General features: G+C 44.5%; 23 protein-coding genes and 1 riboswitch. Of the genes, 8 read left to right on the top strand and 15 right to left on the bottom strand.

Annotated elements, in window-relative coordinates; all coding sequences use genetic code 11:
- Positions 1-92 precede the first annotated feature (92 nt).
- A complete protein-coding gene (locus tag DNHGIG_RS01190) occupies positions 93-1,196 on the bottom strand; it encodes a M24 family metallopeptidase (RefSeq protein WP_282197957.1) in 1,104 nt (367 codons plus the stop codon).
- A 151-nt stretch (positions 1,197-1,347) separates the two neighbouring features.
- Between DNHGIG_RS01190 and DNHGIG_RS01195 the strand changes: the two genes are divergently transcribed.
- On the top strand, positions 1,348-1,959 hold the full coding sequence (locus DNHGIG_RS01195; protein WP_282197958.1) for a DUF47 domain-containing protein: 612 nt from the start codon (positions 1,348-1,350) through the stop codon (positions 1,957-1,959).
- Positions 1,960-1,970: 11 nt separating this feature from the next.
- Positions 1,971-2,957: an inorganic phosphate transporter gene (locus DNHGIG_RS01200; protein WP_282197959.1), complete on the top strand. Its 987-nt coding sequence runs from the start codon at positions 1,971-1,973 to the stop codon at positions 2,955-2,957.
- A gap of 60 nt (positions 2,958-3,017) precedes the next feature.
- Here DNHGIG_RS01200 and ytaF read toward each other — a convergent pair whose 3' ends face one another.
- Entirely contained in the window at positions 3,018-3,617 is a 600-nt protein-coding gene (ytaF, locus tag DNHGIG_RS01205) for a sporulation membrane protein YtaF (protein ID WP_282197960.1), read from the bottom strand.
- A gap of 146 nt (positions 3,618-3,763) precedes the next feature.
- Here ytaF and DNHGIG_RS01210 point away from each other — a divergent pair, with 146 nt between their 5' ends.
- Positions 3,764-4,624: a polysaccharide deacetylase family protein gene (locus DNHGIG_RS01210; RefSeq protein ID WP_282197961.1), complete on the top strand. Its 861-nt coding sequence runs from the start codon at positions 3,764-3,766 to the stop codon at positions 4,622-4,624.
- 261 nt (positions 4,625-4,885) lie between these two features.
- On the opposite strand, the gene DNHGIG_RS01215 is transcribed toward DNHGIG_RS01210, so the two are convergent.
- On the bottom strand, positions 4,886-5,437 hold the full coding sequence (locus DNHGIG_RS01215) for a DJ-1/PfpI family protein (protein ID WP_282197962.1): 552 nt from the start codon (positions 5,435-5,437) through the stop codon (positions 4,886-4,888).
- A gap of 79 nt (positions 5,438-5,516) precedes the next feature.
- Complete coding sequence (locus DNHGIG_RS01220; RefSeq protein WP_282197963.1) at positions 5,517-6,005, bottom strand: DMT family transporter; 489 nt, start codon at positions 6,003-6,005, stop codon at positions 5,517-5,519.
- Positions 6,006-6,179: 174 nt separating this feature from the next.
- Here DNHGIG_RS01220 and DNHGIG_RS01225 point away from each other — a divergent pair, with 174 nt between their 5' ends.
- The gene (locus tag DNHGIG_RS01225) at positions 6,180-7,091 is read left to right on the top strand and encodes an RluA family pseudouridine synthase (protein ID WP_282197964.1); all 912 of its coding nucleotides are present in this window, start codon (positions 6,180-6,182) and stop codon (positions 7,089-7,091) included.
- Between the two features lie 135 nt (positions 7,092-7,226).
- Here DNHGIG_RS01225 and DNHGIG_RS01230 read toward each other — a convergent pair whose 3' ends face one another.
- Complete coding sequence (locus DNHGIG_RS01230; protein ID WP_282197965.1) at positions 7,227-7,661, bottom strand: hypothetical protein; 435 nt, start codon at positions 7,659-7,661, stop codon at positions 7,227-7,229.
- A gap of 363 nt (positions 7,662-8,024) precedes the next feature.
- The gene (locus tag DNHGIG_RS01235; protein WP_282197966.1) at positions 8,025-8,234 is read right to left on the bottom strand and encodes a thioredoxin family protein; all 210 of its coding nucleotides are present in this window, start codon (positions 8,232-8,234) and stop codon (positions 8,025-8,027) included.
- Between the two features lie 203 nt (positions 8,235-8,437).
- Between DNHGIG_RS01235 and DNHGIG_RS01240 the strand changes: the two genes are divergently transcribed.
- Entirely contained in the window at positions 8,438-8,932 is a 495-nt protein-coding gene (locus tag DNHGIG_RS01240; RefSeq protein ID WP_282197967.1) for a hypothetical protein, read from the top strand.
- Between the two features lie 102 nt (positions 8,933-9,034).
- Here the strand turns inward: DNHGIG_RS01240 and DNHGIG_RS01245 are convergent, their stop codons facing one another.
- Positions 9,035-9,808: a TIGR00266 family protein gene (locus tag DNHGIG_RS01245; RefSeq protein ID WP_282197968.1), complete on the bottom strand. Its 774-nt coding sequence runs from the start codon at positions 9,806-9,808 to the stop codon at positions 9,035-9,037.
- 393 nt (positions 9,809-10,201) lie between these two features.
- On the opposite strand from DNHGIG_RS01245, the gene DNHGIG_RS01250 reads away from it, so the two are divergent.
- Positions 10,202-10,402 (top strand): hypothetical protein, encoded by a 201-nt coding sequence (locus DNHGIG_RS01250; RefSeq protein WP_282197969.1) that lies wholly within the window; start codon positions 10,202-10,204, stop codon positions 10,400-10,402.
- Positions 10,403-10,539: 137 nt separating this feature from the next.
- On the opposite strand, the gene DNHGIG_RS01255 is transcribed toward DNHGIG_RS01250, so the two are convergent.
- The 3 genes from DNHGIG_RS01255 to crcB (DNHGIG_RS01265) form a co-directional block, all read right to left on the bottom strand.
- Positions 10,540-10,983 carry a DUF3465 domain-containing protein gene (locus DNHGIG_RS01255; RefSeq protein ID WP_282197970.1) on the bottom strand — a complete coding sequence of 148 codons (444 nt, stop codon included), beginning with the start codon at positions 10,981-10,983 and terminating at the stop codon, positions 10,540-10,542.
- A 232-nt stretch (positions 10,984-11,215) separates the two neighbouring features.
- Positions 11,216-11,581, bottom strand: coding sequence for a fluoride efflux transporter CrcB (gene crcB / locus DNHGIG_RS01260; RefSeq protein WP_282201325.1), 366 nt, complete (start codon positions 11,579-11,581; stop codon positions 11,216-11,218).
- A gap of 9 nt (positions 11,582-11,590) precedes the next feature.
- Positions 11,591-11,980 (bottom strand): fluoride efflux transporter CrcB, encoded by a 390-nt coding sequence (gene crcB, locus DNHGIG_RS01265; RefSeq protein WP_282197971.1) that lies wholly within the window; start codon positions 11,978-11,980, stop codon positions 11,591-11,593.
- A gap of 161 nt (positions 11,981-12,141) precedes the next feature.
- A riboswitch (Fluoride riboswitch) is annotated at positions 12,142-12,202 on the bottom strand.
- Between the two features lie 154 nt (positions 12,203-12,356).
- Here crcB (DNHGIG_RS01265) and DNHGIG_RS01270 point away from each other — a divergent pair.
- On the top strand, positions 12,357-13,082 hold the full coding sequence (locus tag DNHGIG_RS01270; protein WP_282197972.1) for a polysaccharide deacetylase family protein: 726 nt from the start codon (positions 12,357-12,359) through the stop codon (positions 13,080-13,082).
- A gap of 145 nt (positions 13,083-13,227) precedes the next feature.
- The gene (locus DNHGIG_RS01275) at positions 13,228-13,548 is read left to right on the top strand and encodes a YhjD family protein (protein ID WP_500790169.1); all 321 of its coding nucleotides are present in this window, start codon (positions 13,228-13,230) and stop codon (positions 13,546-13,548) included.
- A 143-nt stretch (positions 13,549-13,691) separates the two neighbouring features.
- Here DNHGIG_RS01275 and desA read toward each other — a convergent pair whose 3' ends face one another.
- From desA to DNHGIG_RS01300, 5 genes are all read right to left on the bottom strand, one after another.
- Positions 13,692-14,696: a Delta(5) desaturase DesA gene (gene desA, locus DNHGIG_RS01280; protein ID WP_282201326.1), complete on the bottom strand. Its 1,005-nt coding sequence runs from the start codon at positions 14,694-14,696 to the stop codon at positions 13,692-13,694.
- Positions 14,697-15,808: 1,112 nt separating this feature from the next.
- Positions 15,809-16,261, bottom strand: coding sequence for an S-layer homology domain-containing protein (locus DNHGIG_RS01285; protein ID WP_282197974.1), 453 nt, complete (start codon positions 16,259-16,261; stop codon positions 15,809-15,811).
- A 384-nt stretch (positions 16,262-16,645) separates the two neighbouring features.
- On the bottom strand, positions 16,646-17,620 hold the full coding sequence (locus DNHGIG_RS01290) for an ABC transporter permease subunit (protein WP_282197975.1): 975 nt from the start codon (positions 17,618-17,620) through the stop codon (positions 16,646-16,648).
- On the bottom strand, positions 17,617-19,164 hold the full coding sequence (locus tag DNHGIG_RS01295) for a sugar ABC transporter ATP-binding protein (RefSeq protein WP_282197976.1): 1,548 nt from the start codon (positions 19,162-19,164) through the stop codon (positions 17,617-17,619). Before DNHGIG_RS01295 ends, DNHGIG_RS01290 begins: the two co-directional genes overlap by 4 nt.
- Before the next feature lie 92 nt (positions 19,165-19,256).
- On the bottom strand, positions 19,257-20,228 hold the full coding sequence (locus DNHGIG_RS01300; protein ID WP_282197977.1) for an ABC transporter substrate-binding protein: 972 nt from the start codon (positions 20,226-20,228) through the stop codon (positions 19,257-19,259).
- Between the last annotated feature and the right edge of the window lie 81 nt (positions 20,229-20,309).

The raw sequence follows: 20,309 nt of genomic DNA on the forward strand, positions 1-20,309 counted from the left end.
TTCCCTCATGGAACGCGTCATCTTTCGGGCATGACAAGAATTTTGCTATTGTATGTCTCTTGATTTTGTTGATTGGCTTCATTTCAAGCTTTCTATGCCGGCAGAATCATCAATTCCTTTGGAAACTTCGTGAGGACTTCGACCCCTCCGTCAACGACTAAGACGTCATCTTCGATACGAACACCGCCGGTGCCCGGCAAATAGATCCCCGGTTCGATCGTGAACGTCATTCCCGTTACCAAAGGAGTCGTATTCGCTCCATGAAGAGACGGAAATTCATGAACATCGATTCCTAAGCCATGTCCCACCCGATGAATGAAATATTCAGCATAACCGCTCCTCGCGATCACATCCCTCGCCGCGCGGTCGATCTCGGAAGCAGCAATCCCCGGTTTCACCGCAGCGATCGCCGCTTCGTTTGCTTGCAAGACTGTATCGTAAATAGCCCTTTGTTCTGGTGAAGCTTCACCGACAACGAACGTACGCGTAATATCAGAACAATAACCTTCAACAACAACTCCTAAGTCAACGAGGACGATATCACCAGAAGCGATCTTTCTGGTACCCGGTACACCGTGTGGCAGAGCGCTTTTTTCACCCGATAGAACGATCGTTTCAAAAGCCGCCCTTTCTCCCCCGTGCGCTTTGATCGCCGCTTCGATCGCCTGCACGATCTCCACCTCTGTTTTCCCCACTTCGATGGCCGAGACAGCCGCTTCCACCGCCAAATCCGCTAATTTGGCGGCTTTTCTCATGATACTGACTTCCGTTTCGTCCTTGCACTGCCTCATCTGCAAAAGTGCTGGTTCAATATCTTGATATGAGCCGCCGACACGAGCAGAGATCTCTTCATAACGGGCAACCGACATGCTTGCTTTCTCAATTCCAACTGTTTGCGGATTCGCGTACGTCCGTTCAATGACTGTATGTAGTACATCTGCCGCCATTTCCGTATCACTGTGAGAATCCACATTCATTTGACTTTTTGCTGTCGCCGCCTCTTTTTCCAAAGCAGGTACAATCAACGTGGATTCTCCTTTTGCCGGTACAACGATACCCAGGAAACGCTCATGCGGATTGCAATAAAAACCTGTCAAATAGAACACGTTGGCAGGGTGTGTCACGATCGCGAGATCGAGCCCCTCACGTTTCATCCAATCTTGCAGCCTGTTCCTTCTCATCAAATGAACCATCATGAGTTACCTCCCACAGAGCTTTGCAGCTCTTTCGTATTCACTTCCACCGAATATCTTAACAAAAGATTTACAAAAACAATGATGATAATTACAGTATAATTACAGGGAGGTCAATCGACAAAATTCAACGTTTTTCACGGAGGGTATTCAAGTGTTCAAAAAACAAAATCAATTTTTCGATCTACTTGTACAGATCACGGAAAATATCTCTGCCGCTTCTGCAGCTTTCAAAGAAGGATTGAAGAATTATACTAGCGGAGAAAAGCTAGCGGCATCCATCAAAGTATACGAAGACGAGGGTGATGAAAAAACCCATCAGATTATACGCGCATTAAACGCTACGTATATGACTCCCATTGAGCGGGAAGACATTCTGGCATTGGCGACAAAGTTAGACGATATTCTTGACGGTATGGAAGCGGCCGCCAATCGTTTTGATATGTTCCACATTCAATCGGTTGACAATTTCATGGTCGAATTTGCAAAAAACATACAGGATTGTGCCGAACAGCTAGAATATGCTATGAAATCGTTACAACGCAAAAAATTATTGGAAATCCGGCAATATACCGTTCGTCTAAACGAATTGGAGAATGTGGGAGACAAGCTGATGCGCGATTCGATCAAGTCCCTTTTCGCTCGTACAAACGATCCAGTGGAAATTATCAAACTAAAAGAAGTATACGAGATTCTCGAAGGCGTTTCCGACAGTTGTGAAGACGTAGCCGATATCCTCGAATCGGTTGTCATGACAAACGCGTAAGGAGGATCGTCATGACACTGATCGTCATTATTGTCATCTTCGCTTTGATTTTTGACTTTATCAACGGTTTTCATGATACGGCCAATGCGATCGCTACGTCTGTCTCAACAAAAGCGTTACCTCCACGGTTCGCTGTTTTTTACGCAGCTGTCCTCAACCTTGTCGGTGCCCTTACATCCACGGCAGTCGCGAAATCGATCGGTGGAAAAATAGCCGATCCTTTGCATATTCAAAATGGGCCGATCATCGTCATAGCGGCTCTCATTTCAGCCATCGCCTGGGGACTTATCACCTGGTATTATGGTATTCCTTCATCCTCTTCTCATGCGCTGATCGGCTCATTGGCTGGGGCGGTCATCGCATCATCCGGTATGAATGCTCTGAACTGGAGCGGCTTTACCCAAATCATCGAGGCATTGGTTATTTCTCCAGTTTTAGCGCTTCTCGTCGGTTATGTGATTATGTGGATTTTAAAACTTACAGTGAGAAACGTATCACCCCATCGTGTAAATAAATGGTTTCGTTTCTTTCAAATCTTTTCTGCCGGTTTACAATCATTTTCACATGGTGGGAATGATGCGCAAAAGACGATGGGGATCATTGTCTTCGCGTTGGTTGCCGGAAAATTTCAGACCGATTTGTCGGTTCCCTTATCGGTTAAACTGGCTGCCGCAGTCTCCATGGGCCTCGGAACATCGGTAGGCGGTTGGAGGATCATTAAAACAGTAGGTTCGAAGATCATTAAATTGGAGCCAATCAACGGGTTTGCTTCCGACCTCACATCCTCCGTTGTCATTCAATCAGCTACCGCACTGGGCATGCCGGTTTCAACAACCCACGTCATTTCTTCTTCGATCATGGGTACTGGAGCAGCCAAGCGTTTTCGTGCTGTCAAATGGGGAGTGGCAGGACGAATCGTGCTCACGTGGGTGATCACACTTCCCATCACCGGTCTGCTCGCAGGATTCTGTTACAAATGTATTAGTTTATTTCTATGAACTCTATGCAAAATGATCGATTTACCGTCCATCCGCGGTAAATCGATCATTTTTTTACCTTCACAACATTTGATGAAACCCGATAAGAATTAAGAGTATGCCCGCAACGATCGTGGCGCGGTCCCCTAGTTTTTGCGCAACATACCTTTTTCCCAGATAAGCTGCCCCTCCCAGAAAAATAAGGCTGAATACACCTACGCTCAGCGCTGTAAATATTATGTTTAGACCCGTTACTCCGGCATCGAATCCTCCGGCGAGCGCATTCATGGCTAGCGCGACTCCTAAGACGACCGACTCCCAGAACCCTATGCTCTTGGAACCGTCCCAATCGGCTTTTTCCGGATTCTGAAGGATTTTTGTTACCATATTATTTTCTGCATCGTTCTTTTTGCGAAACGGCTGCCAAAGAACCCACAACCCCACCGATACAAGGACGATCGTTCCAAGGATGTTTCCTACAATTGGAGAAAAAAAACGAGCGATATACCGCCCGAAATAACCGGCCAGAGCTGTACAGAGACAGGAAATGAGAGCGATCACAAGATTCGCCCAAAAAGGGATCGATATTTTACGAACCCCGTAGGCGATTCCCACCCCTCCATTATCCAGATTGGACGCGATCCCGATCAGGAGGATCGTCGAAAGCATACTTGTTTTCACGGACTCACCTCCATAACATTCACTACACGCTATCCTATTATTTCTGGCCTGTGAAGGTTCATACCGTGCACAATTTTTACCGAACAAGAACGGAGTTGAACAAATCCCCATATAGTACATATGACTATTGATTTGGGGTGATCATCATGTTCGATTCTCTCCACCGGAATTCTTACTTATATAGATGGAACGCATCCTTTGTCCCTGCATATGTTTCCCCATTCTCCTTCCATTCGACACCTCCTTATTCTCCATTGGATCCTTACCAAGACGTTACCTATCAAGAGTGGATGAGACAACAGGTCCCACCGCATGCACATGGACCTGAACGACATGAAGAAAGACATCCGCATCTCGTTCATGTGGACTGGGCTTCCCGCTTCCCAAACGAGGTCATACTGCACGGGCCGCCTCGCAGAGAAGTTGCATTCACGTTCGATGACGGACCCGACGATATCTGGACTCCTCGTATACTCGATGTACTCAAGCAATACGATGTCAAAGCGACATTCATGTGTGTGGGAAGAAGGATACAGCAACACCCACAGGTGCTTCTACGGATGATCAGGGAAGGGCATATTGTAGGCAATCACACTTGGAACCATCCGAATTTGACCAAAATCACGCTGGCTGAGGCACGATTACAAATCATTCGTACTTCCGATGAGATCAACCGCATAGCTGGTGTTCGACCGCGCTTATTCCGCCCCCCTTATGGAGCACTCAATGCAGATGTTATTCGTGAACTGATCACCTTAGACTACAAAATCATTTTCTGGAACGTGGATAGTCTTGATTGGGCAAAACTTACGGCTCCTCAAGTCGCCGCAAACATCTTGGCACATACAAGGCCGGGTTCCATTATATTGCAGCATAGTGCCGGTGGCGTGGGAGAAAGTTTGGAGGACACGGTGCAGGCGATTCCTTACGTAGTAGAAACACTGCGGCAAGGAGGTTACAGAATTGTGACTGTCCCGCAAATGCTCAACATCTCCGCATATCATTAGCAAATTCATAAAATTTCATAAAAATTATTCAATTCTTACACATAAAAAGTCCAGTAACACATTTCTCGTTCACGTAAAAAAACGAACCGCAAGCGTCGCGGTTCGTTTTTTACTCTTTCAAATGATACGGTACGGTTGGAATCACTACATCTTTGTTTCGCAACAGCCAGGCGCGAATGAATACAAGTTTAGGCTCGCCTGTAGGAACTTGAAACCGTTCCACATAAAATGACCCTGTCTAGAACAGGCCATGCGAATCGTTTATTTTTGCAAGAGCTTCAGAAACTCCTTCATAAAACCGGGCAAGTCGGGCCAAGCGTGACCAGATACCAGGTTCCCGTCTACACATAGAGTTTCAGAAGCATATTCGGCTCCCATATTCTCCACATCGGGACGGCAAGCCGTATATGCGGTCATCTTGCGACCGGCAAGCGGCAGCTGTAATGCCGATAAGATCTGAACGGCATGGCAAATCGCTCCCACCGGTTTCCCTGTTTCAAAAAAATGCCCCACAATGCGAGGGATATTCGGATCTAATCGGATATACTCAGGTGCTCTTCCTCCCGGAAGAATGAGGCCGTCAAATTCAGTTGGATCGATCTGATCAAATGATGCGTGTGATTCCAATTGATAGCCACGCTTCTCCGTATAAGTTTCCCAATCTTCGAAGTCATGAACGACCGTTTGCAATACTTTTTTCGTCGGTGAAGCGATCACCACACGATACCCTTCCTCCAACAAACGATAATAGGGATAGTAAACTTCCAATGCTTCTACAGCATCCCCTGTAAGAATCAGGACTTTTTTCGGCATGGAAAAACTCCTCCCCAAGATGGTTTTGAAATTACCATCTTTAGTCTATCATTCCCCATTTTTGTATGCAAATAACCATTCATTCTCCCTGTGCATCATTGTATACATGCGGTGCATGATTCGCTTCCCCTTTTATCTGTTTCTTCTCTGGTCTCTCCCCGCCAAAGATCATCCATACAGCTGCCATCATCATGAGAACCGCGATGATCCTGCGCCAGTCGATCTCTCGAACAGGCAAACCGAACCAGCCGAAATGGTCGATGATCATACCGATCAAGAGTTGTCCCGCAATCGCAGCGATCATCGCTGTACTCACACCGATTCGCGGTACAGCCACGATGATCGCTGTCACGTACATCGCCCCTAATAAACCTCCCGTCCATTCCCACAAAGGGGCATGTATGATTTCACGCAGGTTCCCTTTACCGCTGAGTAAAACCAGAAGCAATAGCACCGACATCCCGATGGTAAAGGATACGAGTGCCGATTCGAAAATACCCACTCGTTTCGACAAAGCGGCATTGATGGGAGATTGAAAACCGATAAACATTCCCGCAAGCATCATCATGAAGACGACAAGTACACCATTTATGACCCATCACTCCTCCCCAATGTTCATCCTCATATGTTGACTCATAATGACAAAGGAGTCAATCCTGTATGCGTGTCACGCAACATGGTATAATGAGAGATAGTTATGAACGAATTCAGAATGTCGATTGCGTAAAGGATGCGAAAAACCATGCAATCAAATATAAAAAAATGGTTAACCTACGTCGTCCCGTCCGACATGGCAGGAAAAACGGTTCAGGAGATCTTGACAGGACCTTTGTCGATCTCCAGACGAATGATCCAAAAATTAACGCGAACCAAAGGAATCCTCTATAATGACAAACCGACTTTTCTCAAACGTCCGGTCAAAGAAGGCCATGTGATCAAAGTAGCCACATCAGTAGAGGAACATCTCAGCATTGCTCCGGAACCGGTCGCATTTGACATCGTATTTGAAGATGAAGAATTGCTGATTGTAAACAAACCGCCGGGAGTCAACGTCCATCCTGTCCGTCCTGATCAAAAAGAAACGTTGGCCGCAGGTATCGCTTATCATTGGTTGAAAAAAGGGGAAACAGCCAAAGTCAGATTCGTGCACCGATTGGATCGTGACACCTCAGGCCTCCTGGTGGTAGCCAAATCGATGTATGCACATCAACAACTTGATCGCCAGTTGAGGGAAAGATCTTTAAAAAGAGAATATCTTGCTCTTGTAGAAGGCCAGATGGCAAAACTCACGGGAACTTTTACATATCCGATTGGACGCGCGAAGAATCATGCTACCAAACGAATGGTTCGTCCGGATGGAGAACCTGCGATCACGCATTATCATGTTCGGGAAACATTTGCGCATGCAAGTCTAGTCGAGCTCTCGCTGGAAACAGGACGCACGCATCAAATCCGAGTTCATTTGGCACATGCAGGCCATCCGGTCATCGGTGACAGACTGTACGGTTCCCCATCCCCTTTGATACAAAGACAAGCCCTACATGCGTTCCGCTTGACGCTTCAACACCCGGGGACGAAAGAAGAATTAACGTTTACCGCCGATTTGCCGGATGATATGAAGAACGCGGTCGCTCAATTTCGTGAACAAAGATAAAAAGTAAAGAGAAGTCCCGTCCATCAGGACTTCTCTTTTTCTTTCATCACGTGGATGTCGGAGGTTGTTTTTTTCTGTGTCCTCAGGACAACGAATTTCAACGCATATGGATACAGTACGGCCGCGTGAATCGTCTTACAAATTTTTTATCTTTCGTTTTCCACAGGATTTCTTTTTGTGTAGAGAAGAATGACTGCGAGGGGTGGGCTTTCTTTCGGATATAGGCATGAAAGGGAATCCGCCAAAAGGTTGTTGCTGATTTCCCGGCATCATCCAAAATGGATTCCCTTCACCAAACGGCCACGTTGGAGAAGACATCTCTTTTTCAGAAAAAAAGTTACGATTCCCGTTGGAAAACATCTGTCTCATCGCATTCCACATCCATGGCGGAAAAGCAGTCGAGGACTGCTGTTGATTGCTACCGGGGGCGTGATGGGAAGGAAATTGAGGCATTCCCGGTATCTGAAAGGGAAATCCCTTTTGTTGCCCGAACAAACCGGGGAAGATCGACGTTTGTCCCTGAGGACCAAAGTACTGCTGTAGAAACCATGTCAAGAGATTTTTGATCAAATTCCTGCCCCTCCTTTCGTCGATCTCCTACATTGAATGCGGTGAAACAAGATTTCGAGAGGTACACGCGTCCAATTCGGAAAAAAAGAGACCCGTAGGTCTCTTAAGCAAAAAAGAGGCCGAATGCCCTCTTTCATCAAATCAAATGTGTAATGGTTTGTTCCCCACTTTTCGGTAGGGGAACACACCGCCGTGATTCGAGCCTTACCGCTTACGGTCAACGGCAAAGGGGGAAGTTGTCGTTGCCGCATTTGCCCCTGCGACACTCTCAAAAGAACTTCTTGGGGAGGCTCGACGTACTCTATGTTATGAATGAAGCGAGGACTCGTTGAGGGCTTTTCCACTATAAAAGCTTACCTAATTTCATATCGAAGAAAATACCCACTCCTTCACTTCTTTCTCTGAAGCATCTCCGATATGACGTTTGATCTCCTTGCCGTTGTTGACAAGAATCATCGTGGGGACACTCAACACTCGAAAGAGGACACCGAGTTCAGGAGAATCGTCCAAATCCACATAAAAAAAGTTTACCTCTTGCACTTGTTTCGAAACGTTTGAGATCACCGATCTCATGACACCGCATGAAAATCAGGAATCGGTTCCGAATTCTAGTACGAGAGGGTTCCGCGACGTTCGCAGCCATCGACTGAGCTCCACTGTTGTAATCGTCTGAACCACAATCTTCCCCCCTTCCCTGCTTCTTTCATTTATCATTTACATGGTTTAATATAATATGAATAATATACGAATCAAATAAATTTAATAGGAGGAACATCATGAAGAGGAAACTTCTGATTGCTGGTGTAAGTATCGCTCTCCTGGGGTTTGGTTTGACAGGATGCGGAAATACGGACACGAAGCAAACAGATACAACGCAAGCGACAGCCACTGAAAAAGATAAAGCAGCCGATGTTGTAAAACAGTTCTTGGATACTCAAGCGAAGATCACATATAAGGATCCCGCTTCATTTAAGGCAGGCGACAAGTTTTTAACACCCGAAACCGCCAAAACGTATAATGAGGAACGTTCTGCCATGTATAAATATTTTACGAGTGCCAAAATCACAATGAACGGAAGTCCGGTTACTGTGACATTTATTAAACAAGAAGGAAATAAGTATATCTTTGAAGGGAAAACGACGCTTACCTTACATAGTGACAATGATAACAAGTCGCAAGGCAATATCACGATCGACAATGATTTCACGGTCAGCAAAGAGGCAAACGGTGGTTTCTTGATCAGCGAGATCAAAAATCATGGAGCCAAATAGATCGGATTCTTCGAGACTACCTTTGAAAATTAGTGCTTGAACGGTATGTGTGGCTATTAAGGAATTTTCGAGGCTGGCTCAGCCAGCCTTCATGTTTCTTTATCAATCTCCGTCGAATAATCCTCCTAAAAATCCCCCTTCTTCTCGACGGCTGCCACCGGCGATCGGGGAAGCGGAAATGATATGGTCTGCCAAGCGGCTGAGTGGCAAGGATTGTATCCACACTTTTCCAGGACCTCGCAGTGTCGCGAAAAACATACCTTCTCCTCCGAAGAGCGCAGTTTTAATGCCTCCAACAAATTCGATGTCATAGGTGACTCCTTGCGTCAAGGCAACGAGATTTCCCGCGTGGATACGCAATAGCTCTCCGGCAACTAATTCCCTCTCGTATATCGTCCCTCCGGCATGAATAAAGGCAAGACCTTCCCCTTCGAGCTTCTCCATGATAAAACCTTCACCGCCGAAAAAACCAGCTCCTAATCTCCTTTGAAAATCGATACCGACAGAAATACCTTTAGCCGCACATAAAAATGCATCTTTTTGGCACACGATTTTGCCGCCGTATATGCGAAGATCGAGTGGTATGATCTTACCGGGATAAGGAGCGGAAAAGGCCACTCGTTTCTTGTCATAACTTAGATTTGTAAACTCTGTCATAAACAAACTTTCGCCAGCCAACCATCTTTTTCCTGCCCCGATCAATTTCCCCATAAATCCTTGCTGTGAACCATCTCCGAACAGCGTCTGAATCTGAACGCCATCTTCCATCATCATGAGACTACCAGCTTCTGCAATCACACTTTCTTGCGGATCCAGTTCGATTTCTACAAATTGCATCTCATTCCCGTGAATCTGAAAGTCAATCTCATGGGCCATGCCATACACCTCTCCTCTCAGTTTCATTACTTCCATGCATCCGCATGTAACAGATTAAGTTTCTTTGAAATGAAAATCAAGGATTTTTTTACTAAATATCTCTATTATGTAATCTTTGTGTTTCTTTTTCATTGACAGGTAGAAAAATTTTCTCATACTAAAAATGAAAGTTGTGCTGAATCCCCATGTTCTCATTTATGCTTAATGAACGATGATGAATTATAATCTATATTTATAAAATTGACAATCTTATATTATATTTTTTATAATCCTTACTGTTGAGATTTTAACATGGTTTTCCATACATGTCTCTTTCGAATATTCCCTGGGAATTTAAATGCACAAGAATTTTATACATACAAAATTTCCACAATGAAAGGAAGGCGATCATTTATGTACATAAAAGTAACCAGACAAGATATTTTTAATTCGTTCATGATATCACAATTACAAGGAAAAAAGCAGGATCTCCTGGATATGCTGGCTTTTTCTCCAGACTTGGCGGAAAGTGAAATTGCGGAGATTAACCAGTTAATCAGCCTCATTGATTACAGAATGGAAGATATTAATGAATTGATGGAGAACGTGGTGTAAACATCGGCACTTTTTGATCATGATTGAAGCGAGTGAATGCCGTTCTTACGAACGGCATTCATTTTCATTCTTTCACTCCGGGAAGAGTCGCTGCTTCGCTTCGGAGAAGTCCGTTTCTTTAGTAACTTGATTCCGTTTTACCGATAAACATGGTTATCAAATTTCACGTAGCCAACCGGATGGTGAGTGAAATGCAGGACAGGATCTTTGTCTCCGTCATTCGGAACATACATACCTTTTAATTCCATATGCTTTCCAATCGCATGTTCCAAGTGTAAACGCTCCGGAATTCCATCTTTGTCCCCGTAGCGTAAGGCAACCAATACGTTCCCCTTCGTATCTACAGGAACGCTTTTGGGATTTTCCAGCACTTTATCGATATGGATGAGGAATCGCTGATGTTTCGCCCCTTTTTCATCATCAGGAAGCACTTTTACAACCGTTGCTTCCACTGTAACAGGATATTCTTTTGATACAGGATTTTCCTTCGAATCGGGCGTATCTTTTGAACAAGCGGCGACTGTAAGCAGAACAACGAACAGAGTCAACAACATGAATATTTTATCTAAAACCTTCTTCATCACTACCACCTGTGCTCATCAAACTTGTATCGTTTTCCTTGCAGTTACCATGATATTTAAGAGCATCGTGTCCCCCAGACACCGACATTTTGAAAATCAATCCGCAGTACTAGACATATTCAAATACGACCCTTCTTACTCATAGATTGTGAAATCACTAGAAATTCCGTTTCAGACTGATTCATCATTTGATGTGGTGTAAGAGGGTAGTACTTCATGTGAAACGTTGCGATTATCCGTTTATCCACGCACCAATCGTGTAACCTAAGAAAGCAAAGAGTATACCGAACAGATAACTTATGCCTAAATAGAGGCCAAGAACTCTCCATTCTTTTTGTTTTGCCAACTGGAGACTATCCACTTTGAACGTTGAGAACGTTGTAAAAGCTCCCATGAAACCGGTACCGAATAGTAAATAGATCGAGGTTCCCCATTTTCCCCCAATAATGAAGCCTAATAAAAATGACCCCAAAAGATTTACAAATAAAGTTCCGTACGGAAACCTCGATGAAACGCGCCCCGCAATCCACTGACTCGAACAATAGCGAGCAATCGCCCCAAAAAAACCTCCAACGCCGACCAATAAACCATCCCACATCATCTTGATTCACTCCTCTCTCGTTATCCCTCTTAATTTAAAAAGGCGGTAACCGCACCATGCCATCAGTAATCCCCCCCATAGACTTAGGAGAACGTAAAGAATAGCGATACCCCATAATCCCTTCTGAATGAGAGCCAAAGTCTCCGCACTAAAAGTGGAAAATGTAGTAAAAGACCCGATAAACCCCGTACCAAAACCTACGCGTATCCACGATGGAAAGTTTTTATGGCTTGCTGCCCAGGGAGTGAACCATCCGAGAATGATACATCCCAGATAATTGATCAACAGAGTTTCCAAAGGAAATGAGAGGGACCACCATGAATGAATAAGTAACCCCAAATCATAACGGAATAAGGCACCCAGTACTCCAGCGATTCCGACAATGAAATAAATCATTTGACACCACCTTTTTCATAAACAGTTTCCTATCGAAGTTCTTCGAGGGTACCACTGCGTTAAAGAGAGCTTTTTCATCCGCAAACCATCTCATGGGGGTAAAGAAGCTTCCCCTTAAACACTTGTTCCCGATGATAAAAATAACAGACTCCCACCATGATATACTGGTAGGAGTCATTAGCCACCCGGGCGCTTATGGCGAACTCCATCGCCTTTGTTGATTACAATGAAAACTAAAAAAAGTATACCGAATGTCATTTCTTGTATCAAGACAACACTCCTGCTCCAACCCCATCAACACGGAAAAATATTACATGTATCCTGGAAAAGAAACTGTTAAACCATATCATTACTGAATCCCCAGTGTGGTGGTCATATGAAGAAACGCACACGATACATGAAAGTAATCTTTTTTTGTTGTATAGCTTTACTACTGACTCCTGCCATCGTTCATGCTGGTAAAAAGGGACGTATTTATTTGGGGTCTCACGAACAAATCCTTAGGGAAATTCCAACAACAGAAAAATTGGTTGCTCTTTCCTTTGATGACGGACCGAATCCGAGATACACACCTCAAGTATTAGACCTATTGAAACAATATAACGCCAAAGCAACATTTTTTGTGATCGGCTCACGGGTCGAAAAATTTAGGGATTTGGTGCAAAGAGAAGCCATGGAAGGGCATGAAGTTGCTAATCATTCCTATCGTCATACTTTTAAAAAGTTATCTGAAAAAGAATTTAAAGAAGACTTAACGAAAGCACAAAAAGCAATTTATTATGCAACAGGACATTTTTCACACCTCTATCGCCCTCCAGGGGGATATTATGATGAAATGACGATTCATCTTGCCAAAAGCGAGGGGTATATCATCGTCCTTTGGTCGAAGGACACCAGAGATTGGAGTAAGCCTGGCGTGGATAAAATTGTCCATCAGGTGCTCGATCATTTGCATAACGGTGACATCATCCTCTTTCATGACCACGGGCGTGATCGCGGACAAACGATTCAGGCATTAGCAAAAATACTCCCGGAGATTCAAGCAAAAGGATATCAATGCGTTACGATCTCAGAGTTGTTAAAAACAAAAGCGAGTCCGTAGACGAATCGACTCATACGGTCAAGTTGAACATGAAAAATCTACCATGTTGGGTAAATAACTAAACGACAATCACAGTTCTATCTACTTTTAGCGTTCTGCCAATATGATCGAGCAGTGTTAAAAAACCGTTCTGTCTCGTTTTCAGATGAAGTCATCTCAATCATGGACACGTGAAACCTTTGAGACGCTGAAGGAATGGATCTCGGATGAACTGGTTCAAGTGAGGAGGCAGTTACATATGAACGCTATCTTAACCGTTGAGAAGGAAAGGCGTAACGTGGACGTACTAGTGGAGTTTAAGGAGAAGGGTTTGATCAAAGAAGCACAATACATGTCGCCCATGCTAGAAGCGGAGGCGGTGGAGAGATTTAAAGCCGTACCCCGAAGAAGAGATGTATGCATATCCCGTTCTCCTATGGTCGGAAACGTAAAAAATGATGGGCCGGAGTGTATCGGAAGGATGTAATATACGTTAAGGACTTAAAGATGAGAAATGCCGGTTTCTCCTACTCTGCAGAGGAAACTTGCATTTTTCGATTCGTTCAAATCAAATCTTTGATGTAATAAAAATGATTATAAACGAAGCGATTTATCGGAAATATATGTTAGTCACTCTTTCGCTTTCCGGGCAATTAAGAAACGCTTGATGTACCCGAACCCCATCAACTTTCTGCGATTTTCGTCCCATATGCGGAAGTTAAGCGATCTCAGGCTGGACAAAAGGGTAACAGGCGTCACATTCTGAAACATCGTATTCTCTTCATGAGCACGGTCCAGATAGTAGTTTGGCACCCGAGGACTCAGGTGATGAATATGGTGGAAGCCAATGTTTCCCGTGAACCAATGCAGAACCTTTGGCAGCTTATAGAATGAGCTCCCGCGTAGAGCCGCATTCATATGATCCCATTTATCTCCTTTTTCGAAGTAGGTCCCCTCAAACTGATGCTGAACGTAGAAGAGCCAGACGCCGAACAAACTCGAAATTAGAAAGACAGGTCCCTGGACCAATAAGAACGTTTTCCAGCCGATTGTCCAACAAAGCAGCCCGGTAACGACTGCTATTCCGAGGTTGATCAAGTAGGTATTAAGCCGTTCCTTCATCTTGGCCCCCTTCCGGTTAAATCGGTATTTAATGAGGAAAACGTAGGAAGGACCGAGTCCGAACATAATCAGCGGGTTCCTGTACATGCGATAAGCCAGTCGCTTCAGTGGCGGTAACGCCAGATATTCTTCCACTGTCAACGTCCAAATGTCCCCTATGCCGCGCCGATCCAGGTTACCACTGGTAGCGTGATGGACCGAATGAGTGTGCCGCCACTGATAGAATGGGCAGCAGGTCAAAATACCGGCAATCGTTCCTAACACCTCGTTTGCGGTCCGACTGGAAAAGAAGGAACCATGACAGCAGTCATGAAAGATGATGAAGATCCGGACCAACAAGCCAGCTGCTAGACCAGTCAGCACCAAAGTGAGCCAATAGGACACCGAAAGGCTCAAATACGCAGCGTACCAGAACAGAAAGAAGGGTACACAGGTGTTAATAATTTGCCAAACGCTCCGCTTCACGTTCGGTCTCTCGTAAGGTGCAATTATCTTCCTCCAGCTTTCCTTCATTTTGTGATCTATCACTAAAAACTCCTCTCCCTCATTCAAGATCTGAATTCATTTTTGTTATTAAGCACATCGAATTGCCCATCGAATTACTTTTCATGAACAACGACCGCTAATATACATTAGCGGTCGTTAGGCGTTTTCGTAACGTATACTCGATATCTGTGAATATTTAAACTATTATAACAATTATATCATGTCTGCCAATGTAAGTCAACATTTGGAGCATATTTTGGATTGAATTAAAAAAAGGATGCGCTTCAAAGTACGCCTCTACTTTCTTTTTCAGCATTTAAATCTGAACCTCAACGCAGGAATGAACCTATTTTCTCAAGCATGAATATACTACTGGTATCATGGGTCCTGATTAGGCAAACTCTCCCTTATTGATGCCATAAGCCACCTTTTCAGGTGGTGTTTTTGTTTCGATTCTTTTCGAATAACTTAGCGGCGTTTACTATATTGCCGTTTCATTTACTCATTCCTTTTTGCCTGCCTATTTTTTTAAAGACCACCGATCAGGTGGCTCTTTTTTCCTTTCTGTAGCCGATCGTGGTTTATTTCCTCTCCATAATCCAAATGAAAACACAATTGCCTCACTTGTTTCGGTGGAGGCTTTGCCGCCGCGATCCAGACCTTCATCCCTGCGGTCAGGATAGGAAGGGATTGAGCCCTTTGTAGCTTTACCCCGCTACAAGTTTTACGAGTGCTCAATCCTGAGAAGGTACAGAGTAATCTATATGATTTGCCGCTCGCTTTGTTCTCGTTGAACTCATTGAGAGCCTTTACAATGCCGCTTTGTAGAGCAGGCTTAACCGTCTACGCCTTAACAGCTAGCAACTTATATGCTCTCAAACTCACTCTATACCATTACAAGTTCCTCGCCTGTGAGGTCTTTATTAACTTTATATTATTCATACTATAATTGCGTTCGCCAAGAAATTGATGATGAGAAACTAAAATCAGAATTTATCCGAATTACTCTAACCCCATCTCCGTCTTGGACTCTACACCTAGTTGTTTATCCTGACGCTCTTCGGTACTAAACGTAATAAGTATGTCCTTTCCTGTCGATGAATCTTCCCATTCGTAAACCGCCGATGACACGTAAGTACTCAATAATCAGACTGCTTAACACCCGTACCGAGAATCGCTTCTACCTCCGCTAACGTCATCCCTTTTTGAATTTTTTCGTAGTTAGCGAGTGTGAGTTTATTCGCATCTGTACTAGTTGAAGAATTGTCATTTCCGCTGTTATTATCATTTGTAGTGCTACCGTTGGTATTACCATTCGTATTACCGCCCCCTAACATCCCTGCTTCGGACAAATTTTTGAGGACTGCAGCAAGTTGTGCACGAGTCACAGGCTCATTAGGAGCAAAATTACCATTACCCATACCGCTCATGAGACCTTTTTCTGCTACCCAGTTTACGGCATTCGCGTACCATGCCGATGAGTTCACATCTGCGAATACTTGTCCCGCCGCGTGTACTATGCCTAGACCTGTTGTAGCGACCACACCGACAGCCGCCCCTAGAAATACGCTTTTAATATCGAACTTTTTCATGTATGTACTCTACCTCCATAAATGAAATCTAAGAGGAATATATAGTACAATAGAACGTTATGAAAAGCGGTACATTACGGTATAAGTGGATTGAGTTACCGTATCCCTTTTGGTATGATGTGATAGCCGCATTAACTGCGACCCTCAGTGACCACCTTCCGTTAATGATGACCTCGATTATGTTTCTCCTGATAATTGAGTCGCTCCTTTCAATTCAGCTGTTTAAAGTTAATTGAAGCAAAACAAGGGCGGATTCCAGTACCCACCCTTCCGTATCTTATGGTTCAGGCATATAACCTATCACAGTACCGAGCCTATTTACAAGGATCAGCTTTAAGGAAGAAGTACCTAGGTCAATGCCTGGTAAGGTATCCATTTCATTTCCTACGTACGTGTACGTAGCCGATCCAGCAGAACGGCAATTACGATGACCGCACCTTTTACAACAAGCTGCCAATAGTAACTTACATCCATCAAGGTCAGCCCATTACCGAGAATTCCCATAATCAGAGCACCAATAATCGTTCCCAAAATCGAACCTACACCTCCAGTAAAACTTGTGCCACCCAAAATCACGGCTGCAATAGCATCGAGTTCAAACCCGATCCCGGCGGTCGGCTGTCCCGAGAAAAGACGACCTGCCAGAACCACACCTGCAAGCCCGGATAACAATCCGCTGATCGCATAGACGGAAATCAGAGTGCCTTCCACTTTAATTCCCGTAAGACGTGCCGCTTCTTCGTTTCCGCCAATCGCGTACACATGTCGACCGAACATGGTATATTTCAAGATAAAAAAGGAAGCAGCATAAACCAGAGCCATAATATAAATTGGTGTCGGAACCGAAGCAACAGAACCTGCACCAAGGAATTTAAACAAGTTCGATTGCAAAACGATCGGATATCCCCCGCTGATCACATACGCAAGTCCCCTTACGTACGTATAACTTCCCAGTGTCACAATAAAAGATGGAAGCTTTGTTTTTGCCGTCAAAAAACCATTTAACATACCAGCAAGAAGTCCGACCAATATTCCGGCAAGCATGGCAACCAGCGGATTCACCTTATGGGTGAGCATAACCGATACTACTCCGGATAATGCCAGTATTGAGCCGACCGACAAGTCGATTCCACCGGTCAAAATTACAAACGTCATTCCTGCTGCAAGGATGGCAATAATCGAGATTTGTTTCAAAACGTTTAGTATATTGTTGACCTCCAAAAAATTGGGCGAGAGAAAAGACAGGATGATGCAAAGCATAAGCAGTATGATCAGCATCCCTAGTTTATTCCAAATAGAACCGATATTGTACATAAGCTTCAGATTCGTGTTATTGGAGACCTGTGTTTGCGAATTCATTGTATCTCCCCCGTCGCATAGTACATGATTTTTTCCTGGGTTGCTTCCTCGCGGGATAGGTTGGCCCTGATTCTTCCTTCGTGCATCACGAGAATCCGATCACTGACTCCTAATATTTCCGGGAGTTCGGAAGAAATCATAAGGATCCCGAGGCCTGTTTTCGCTAATTCGTGCATAATTTTGTGAATTTCGGTCTTTGCGCCGACATCAACACCTCGTGTTGGTTCATCCAAAAGCAAGACTTTCGGTTGAATGGACAACCAACGGGCGAGGACCACTTTTTGCTGGTTACCGCCGCTTAAGTTCACTACTTTTTGGTCAGGTGACGAAACTTTTATTCCAAGTTTTTGAATATATTCCTGAGATCTTTTATTGATCGTGTTCCACTGCAGTATCCCAGTCTTTCTGAAGTTTCGGAGTACCGCCATAAGGATGTTTTCTTTTACGGACATTTCAAGGAAGAGTCCTTGTTCCTTGCGGCTTTCGGGCACAAGTGCAATTCCATTGGCTATGGCATCGACCGGGGAGTTGATATTCACCTTTTTACCTTCAATAAAAATCTCACCGCCGGTTCGCTCCGTACAACCAAAGATCGCACGAACCAATTCGGTTCTCCCCGCCCCGACCAAGCCCGCAAGCCCTACAACTTCACCGGGATAGACCTTGAGATCCACATTTTTGACAATCTTCTTATCCGAGATCCCCTTCACTTCAAGAATCGGTTTTTTATCCTGAACGCTCACCTGAACGTCCTGTCTTTGGAAAAGCTCTTTAAGCTCGCGCCCCACCATGAGCTGTACCAGACGCTCTGGGTTGGTGTCCCCGATCGGCATGCTTGCTATCCATTGCCCGTCGCGCAGTACTGTACAACGATCTGACACTTTAAAAATCTCATCCATACGATGCGATATATAAACAATAGCGACACCTTGTTGTTTGAGATCATTGATTATTCCGAACAATTTGTCGATTTCCTTATCCGTGAGCGTAGCCGTTGGTTCATCCATAATCAAAACCTCTGCTTTAAAGGATAAGGAACGGGCGATCTCAACCATCTGTTGTTGCGCGACACTGAGAGAGGAAACGAGGGTACGAGGATTCAAATCTGAACCGATCGACTTTAAAAGAGCATCAGCCCGTTCGTGAATTTCTTTCCAATTTATCATGCCAAAGCGGTTTTTGGGCAATTTGGTACCCATTAAAATATTTTCACCGATAGTCAAATTCGGAGAAAGGTTGAGTTCCTGATGTATCACACTTATGCCGTTGGCTCTCGCTTCAAGAGGATTCGACCAAACAACCTGTTTCCCCTTGTATTCAATCATTCCGGAGTCGGGGAGGTAAACGCCTGAAAGAATTTTCATTAGAGTTGACTTTCCGGCACCGTTTTCCCCCATGAGAGCATGAACCTCACCCTTGTAAAGTTCAATCTGTACATTGTCCAAAGCCTTCACGCCGGGAAATCTCTTGCTGATACCTGTCATGCGAAGAATTACCGGAGACCCAGTTGAATTTTGTTCATGCACTATTTCTGTCTGCAGCATGTATCTCCCCTCCTTGAACCAATGTTCAAGTCAAAAATTAGTTGAATGCGGTCCTCCTTTAGAACCGCACCCCTTTTAATCGGTCTTTCTTTCTACCAACCTTTATAACTATCGACTGTCTCTTGAGTAACGAGTTCGACAGGAACTTTGACTACTTTCTCAACTTGTTCTCCCTTTTTTATCTTCAAACCGATCTCTACAGCCTTTTTAATCATTTCATTCGGGTGTTGAGCCGCACTTGCCGCGAAACTCTTCTTCTCTTGCAGCGTTTTCACTGCTTCAGGGGCACCATCGACACCAACGATAAAGAACTCCTTATCACGACCTGCCTGTTCAGCTGCAATCTTTGCTCCAAGTGCCTCCGGGTCATTGATTCCGAATACAGCATTGATTGTTCCTTTGGGATTCGCTTGCAGGATGGTCTCCATCAAGCTAAGCGCTTTCTCTCGCGAACCTTCCCCATTTTGCTTCGCAATCACCTTGATATCGGTTCCTTTAAGGGCATCTTCAAACCCTTTTACACGGTCGATCACAGCAGTTACCGGAGGACCATCAAGTATCACGACATTACCTTTTCCATTTAAGCGTTTTACGAGATATTCACCAACTATTTTCCCAGCTTGATAGTTATCAGAGGTAACTGTCGCGTCCACTCCGCCTTCGGCTCCTACGTCAACCGCAATAACCGGAATGTTGGCAGCTTTTGCCTCTTGAACGGCCCCAGCAATCCCCTTCGAGTCAACCGCATTCAGGAGAATCAAATCTACCTTTTTGGTAATAAAATCTTCAATCTGAGCGGTTTGCTTTGCCAAATCGTAGTCTCCGCTAACGGTTATAACTTCTGCGTTAATCTGCTTTGCCGCTTCTTCAGCTCCCTTTGACATGGAAACAAAGAAAGGATTGCTTAAAGTACCCACAGTTAACCCAATTTTCAATTTCTTTTCGGCACTTGTCTGGTCGCTTCCGGAAGCCGCCGGCTTATCATTTCCTCCGCCGCCACATGCGGTCAAAAGCAGCATGGATGTCATTGCCAACGCAGAAAAAAATTTTAATCCTTTTTTCATTCGAACTCCCCCTAAAATTTTTTGGATTTGATAGAGTTTTTTCTACAAACTAGCAACCGGAAAAATGTAATCGCTTTCACC

Source organism: Collibacillus ludicampi (assembly GCF_023705585.1).
GTDB lineage: Bacteria > Bacillota > Bacilli > Tumebacillales > BOQE01 > Collibacillus > Collibacillus ludicampi.